This is a genomic window from Polaromonas sp. (genome assembly GCF_039932935.1).
GTDB lineage: Bacteria > Pseudomonadota > Gammaproteobacteria > Burkholderiales > Burkholderiaceae_C > Polaromonas.
Genome location: NZ_JBDTPB010000129.1, coordinates 1 through 5,286, shown reverse-complemented (window position 1 = coordinate 5,286; position 5,286 = coordinate 1). Strand labels below are relative to the sequence as shown.

The 5,286-nt window shown below is 66.1% G+C and carries 4 protein-coding genes; 2 read left to right on the top strand and 2 right to left on the bottom strand.

Going from position 1 to position 5,286, the window contains the following annotated elements; translation table 11 throughout:
• Positions 1 to 2,507 (top strand): DUF349 domain-containing protein (locus tag ABI546_RS19855; protein ID WP_348049444.1); only part of this gene is annotated, 2,507 nt, incomplete at its 5' end.
• On the top strand, positions 2,504 to 3,286 hold the full coding sequence (locus ABI546_RS19850) for a hemolysin III family protein (RefSeq protein ID WP_348049442.1): 783 nt from the start codon (positions 2,504 to 2,506) through the stop codon (positions 3,284 to 3,286). The genes ABI546_RS19855 and ABI546_RS19850, both read left to right, overlap by 4 nt.
• Positions 3,287 to 3,382: 96 nt before the next feature.
• Here the strand turns inward: ABI546_RS19850 and ABI546_RS19845 are convergent, their stop codons facing one another.
• Positions 3,383 to 4,603: an ankyrin repeat domain-containing protein gene (locus ABI546_RS19845; protein ID WP_348049441.1), complete on the bottom strand. Its 1,221-nt coding sequence runs from the start codon at positions 4,601 to 4,603 to the stop codon at positions 3,383 to 3,385.
• Positions 4,600 to 5,196, bottom strand: coding sequence for a sigma-70 family RNA polymerase sigma factor (locus ABI546_RS19840; protein WP_348049439.1), 597 nt, complete (start codon positions 5,194 to 5,196; stop codon positions 4,600 to 4,602). The genes ABI546_RS19845 and ABI546_RS19840 overlap by 4 nt, the downstream gene beginning before the upstream one ends.
• Positions 5,197 to 5,286: the final 90 nt, after the last annotated feature.

The window sequence follows — 5,286 nt, the reverse complement described above, 5'->3', positions numbered from 1 at the left end:
TGGCCTGGCAGCGCGACGCCGCCAAGGCCGGCGCGCCGCTGTCCAAGGAGCCGCTCGCCGGCCTGAAGGTTCAGCTGGCTGACCGCGTCAAAACGATTGAAGACCTGCAGCACCGCACCCAGGTGCAGCGCGAAGCCGCCGTGCTGCTGGCCCAGCGCACCGAAGTGCTGTCGCTCAAGCCCTGGCGCGATGCCGAAGCCGCCCTCGAATCCCTGCGCGGCGACGTCACGCACTGGCAGTCGCAAGCCGACGAAATCACGCACGACGCCAACTGGGCCAGCGTGGACGCCAAGTTCCCGCCGCTGCTCGACGCATCGCGCGCGCAGTTGCTCGCCGTGTGGGAAGCCTTCCAGGGAGCGCTTGCGCAGGCCCAAAAGGCTGCGGAAGATACCGCTGCACCTTTGCCCGCCGTGCCCGTGTGGGCCGACGAGCTGCGCGCCGCGCGCGGCCTGCCGCCCGCAGCGGGCGAGCAGCCTGCACGCGCGCCCAAGGCAAAGATCGATCCGGCCGTGCTCAAAGACATGCGCGAAAAATCCTCCGCCATCGTGCAGGAAGCGCTGACGCGCCTTGAGCATGAAGTCGGCGAAGGCCACGGCAAGTCCACGCCCAAGGTGGCGGCCGACTTGCGCCAGGCGTTGAAAGAAAACATCCGCAACATCGACAGCAAGCTGGAAGCCGCCGCACATGCCGCGCTGACAGCCGCCGGTGAACTCGAAGGCTGGCAGCGCTGGCGCGCCGACCAGATTCGCGAAGAATTGGTCGTCAAAGCCGAGGCCCTGGTGGCCAAGCCGCTGGGCGGCCGCAAGCAGCAGGAAGCCCTGCGCGCCATGCGCGAGCAGTGGAAGACCAGCGATCAGGGCGGCACGCCCAACCACGCGCTGTGGAAGCGTTTTGACGACGCCTGCAATGAAGCGCACAAGGTCGTTGAAGCCTGGCTCGAGAAGGTCAAAGAACAAAGCGAAACCGTCAAAGCCGAGCGCAAGCTGCTGATCGACGAAGTGCTGGCATGGGCTGAAGCCAACAAGGGCAACACCGACTGGAAGCACCACATCCGCAGCCTGAACGGCTTTGTTGAAAAATGGCGCGAAGCCGGCCACCTGGGTGAAAAAGCGTTTGCCGAAATCCAGCCTGTGTGGAAGGCCGCCATGGAAACCGCCGACGCCGCACTCACCGCCGCGCGCGCCGAAAGCATCGCGCACCGCAAGGCCATGATTGAAGAGGCGGGTGTGCTGGGCGCCGAGCCGCAACTGCGCATTGACGCCGTCAAGTCGCTGCAGCAACGCTGGCAGCACGAAGCGCAGGCCGTGCCGATCGAGCGCAAGCAAGAACAAAAAATGTGGGACGCTTTTCGCAAACCCATCGACGACGCCTTCCAGCGCAAAACTGCCGACCGCGAAAAAGCCGCTGCAGCCCTGGGCGAATACGACCGTATGGTGCTGGACGCCTCCAAGGCCGTTGAGGCCGCCACCGCCAGCGGTGATGTGCAGAAAATTCACGCGGCCGCCAAGGCGCTGGAAGCGATCGTGCGCGGGCAAGTGCCTGTGCCCGCACCTGCACCTGTTGCCGCAACGGTGCCCTCCGTGGAGGCTGCATTGGCTGATGCAAATGCCACTCCGGTTTCTACCGAAAACGAAGCTGCAAGCCCCGCAGAACCAGCGCAAGCAGCTACCGAAAACGTAGCAGATGTGCCCGCGGCAACAGAAGCCGCCACTGAAGCGGCGGCCTCTGAATTTGCCGAAGCGAGCGAGCCTGCCAGTGCGCCCGCCGAACCCGCTCCTGCACCGAAACCCGCACCCAAGCCCGTGATTGCCCGCCGCGGTGACGACCGCCCTGGCATGAAGAAGGCCGAGCCCGCAGCGGCAGGACGCGGCGGCAAATTCGGCGACCGCAAGGACGCGCGCCCCGGCAGCAAGCCCGGCGGTCCGCGCCAAAGCACCGACAACAAGTTTGAGCCTTACCGTGAAGGCCGCGACGACCGTGGCCCGCGCGGTAATGACCGTGGAGACCGTGGTGACCGCAACGCGCGCCCCGCCTTTGAAGAGCGCGGCCCACGCTTGGGCGATGCGGCTTTCCGCGCCCAGCGCGAAGCTTTTGAGGCGGCCAACCAAGCCCTTAAAAAGCTCGCGGTGCAGGCGCACGGCGAGGTATTGACGAACCTGCTCACCGCCTGGGAAAAGCGCGACCCGGAGCAACTGCCGAGCACGCAAGACCTGGGCAAGGCCGTGCCAGCGGCCGTGCGCAGCCGCTGGGTGCAGGCGGTCAGCACGCCGTCCGGCAAGGACGCTTCTGAAGCGCTGCTGCGACTGGAAATTGCGGCTGAGCTGCCCACGCCGGCCGAACACATCAGTGCGCGCCGCATGCTGCAGCTGCAACTGCTGACCAAGCGCAATGCGCCCGCACCCGCCGAGACCTGGGCCGAAGACACCGCTCAGGTGCTGGCGGCCGACTTCGACGCCGGCAATGCGCGGCGTGTACAGAACGTGCTGAAGGCGCTGCTCAAACGATGAGCGACGGGGCTGGCACTGACGCAGCTGATGCAACTGACGAAGTATTGCGGGCGCAGCGCGGGGCCACCCGAGGCAAGCCCAGCCCCCTCGAGGGGCAGGGCATCGCGCAGAGCGAAAAACTTGAGGCCCAACGAGAACGGCCGCAAACACTGGGCGAGGAAATCGCCAACAGCGTGAGCCACGGTGTGGCCTTGCTGGCGGCGATTGTCGCGGCGCCTTTCCTGGTGATTGCCAGTGTGCGGCAGGGTGGTGATGCGATCGACATCGCCGCGGCGAGCGTCTTCGCCGCCACCATGGTGCTGCTGTATTTCACCTCAATGCTTTATCACGCGCTCCCGGCCGTGCGTGCGGCGCGTGCCAAGGGCGTATTCCAGATCCTGGACCACGGCGCCATCTACCTCCTGATTGCCGGTACCTACACGCCCTTTACGCTAGGCGTGTTGCGCGGCCCCTGGGGCTGGACCTTGTTTGGACTGGTCTGGTGCATGGCGCTGGCCGGTGTCGCGGTCAAGGCCACGGCCGGTATCCGCTATCCGCGCGTGTCCACCGTGCTCTACGTGGCGATGGGATGGATTGCCGTCATCGCGATCAAACCCATGCTGCAGCTCATTCCGGGCTGGGGCCTTTTCTGGCTGGTGGCCGGTGGTCTCTTTTACACACTGGGTGTGGGATTTTTCGCCACCGATTCACGGCTGCGCTATGGGCATTTTGTGTGGCACCTGTTTGTGGCGGCCGGCACGGCTTGCCATTTTGTGGCGGTGCTGGAATACGCAGGCTGAAGCTCGCGATGCTTCTGCTATTAAAACGATAGCTGCTCGCGCTCGTCCTGATTGGGCTGGGCGCCTATTTCCCTTGTAAATTGCCGTGCACCGCGCTCAGGGCGCTGCTTCGATCAAGTGCGCAATGTCATCCAGGCCCAGCCGCCGTGCGTGCTGCAGGGCGTTCAGACCTTCCTGATCGACCAAAGCAGGGTTGGCGCCAGCTGCCAGCAGCCGCTTGACCACGGCAGTGTGGCCTTGCATGACCGCGAGGATGAGCGGGGTTCTGCCCGCCGCGTCGGCGGCGCTGACAGGGGCGCCTTGCTGCAGCAAGCGTTCAAGCTGCGCCAGGTTGCCTGTCCGGGCGGCGTTGAGCAGGGCACCCGCCAGTCTGTTGGGGCCGGCATTTGCTTCTGCGCGCGATGCGCGAAGTTCCGATACCGCGCTGCCCTGTTTCTGGGGCGGTGCCATGCCATATGCTGCAGGCGCAGCAGGTGCCGGCGCTGGGGCAGCAGCGGGCGCGGGGGGCGCTGCCGCAATCCCTGCAGACGGGGCAGACAGCGATCCAGTCGCAGCGTCGGCCATGCGCGCTCGGTTTGTTGACTTGGCCATGTCTTGCGTGATGGCAGGCGCGGTGGGTGCAGCGGGGGGAGGCGGCGCGGCCGCAGGGGGTGAAGCCACGACCGAAGGCGCCACACCACCCTGAATTTTCTTGGTCTCCGCTTCGGTCTTGGCGGCTGCCTGCCGGGTTACCGCGGGGCTAGGCACGGGTTTTTCGGCGGCAGGCGTCGCGGGTGCTTTCGAGGTTTGTCCCGCTGCGCTTTCGGCCGCTTCTGCCCTGGCTTTGTCGGCTTGCCGTGGCGACTGCGGCAACCCGGGTGCGGGGCTTGCCGGTGCGGCTGCGGGCGTGGAACCGGTCGAGGGCGCTGGCGGTGCAGGAGACGATGTAGAGGACGGCGCAGAAGACGGCGCAGAAGACGGTGTAGAAGACGCGGAGGGCGGCGCGCTGACACTGGGTTGGCCAAACACCAGGTCTTTTTCCTCGTCGTTGCCGCGGTCAAATTGCAGCACCAGCAAACCCGTCAACCCAGCCAGCGCCAGGCTGGCCAGGGCAGAAATCTTCCAGCGCGATTGGTTGGCGGCCGGCGCCTTTGTTCGCGTCTGCGTTGTTTCGGCGGTGCCTGTTTCCTTGGCCTTGCCGGCTTCGATCACCATTTGCGCGTGGGCGCGCACGGCGTCCCGTACATGCGTGCCGGGGCGGCGTGTGTCGTCTGCGCTCGCCTCGCGGTAGCGCTGCAACAGCTCGTCGCTGTGCGGGCTGTGTTCAGGCTCTGTCATGCAAACTCCTGTAGCTGCTGGCGCAGGCTGTTTCGCGCATAACGCAAGCGGCTCTTGGCGGTTTCAAAACTGACGCCGGTCGCGGCAGCGATGTCTTCCACACGCATGCCGGCCTCTGCCTGCAGCAGAAAGGCTTCACGCTGCTCCAGGGGCAAGCGCTCCACGGCGGCAATCAGTGCGGTGGCCTGCTCACGCGACTCCAGCTGGCGCAGCGGGCCAAAGCCCGAGTCGGCCGCCAGCGTGTCGCCGACGCTGCCGGCTTCATCGTCGTCGCCGTGCGCGTCGATGCTGACATGCTGGCGGGCGGTACGGAAATGGTCAACCAGCCGGTTGTGCGCAATCGTGAACAGCCAGGTCTTGAAGCGTGCTGACACGGTATAGCCGGCGGCGCTGCGCGCCACGGCAAACCAGACATCCTGCAGCAAGTCGTCGGCCACCGCCTGCACCCGCACACTGCGAAACAGATAACGCCACACGGCCAGCTCATGACGCGCATAAAGCGCATCGAACGCACCGATGTCGCCACCCGCATAGCGCAGCATCAGCGATTCGTCGCTTTCTTCGGCTGCGGGTTCTGTGATGTCGCTCGGCATGCGCCAGATTATGGGCCCCCACGGTCGCGCACTGCGTGTCGCTCCCTGCCCCCCGAGGGGGCCGCCCGCCTGCGGCCCGGCAAAGCCGGT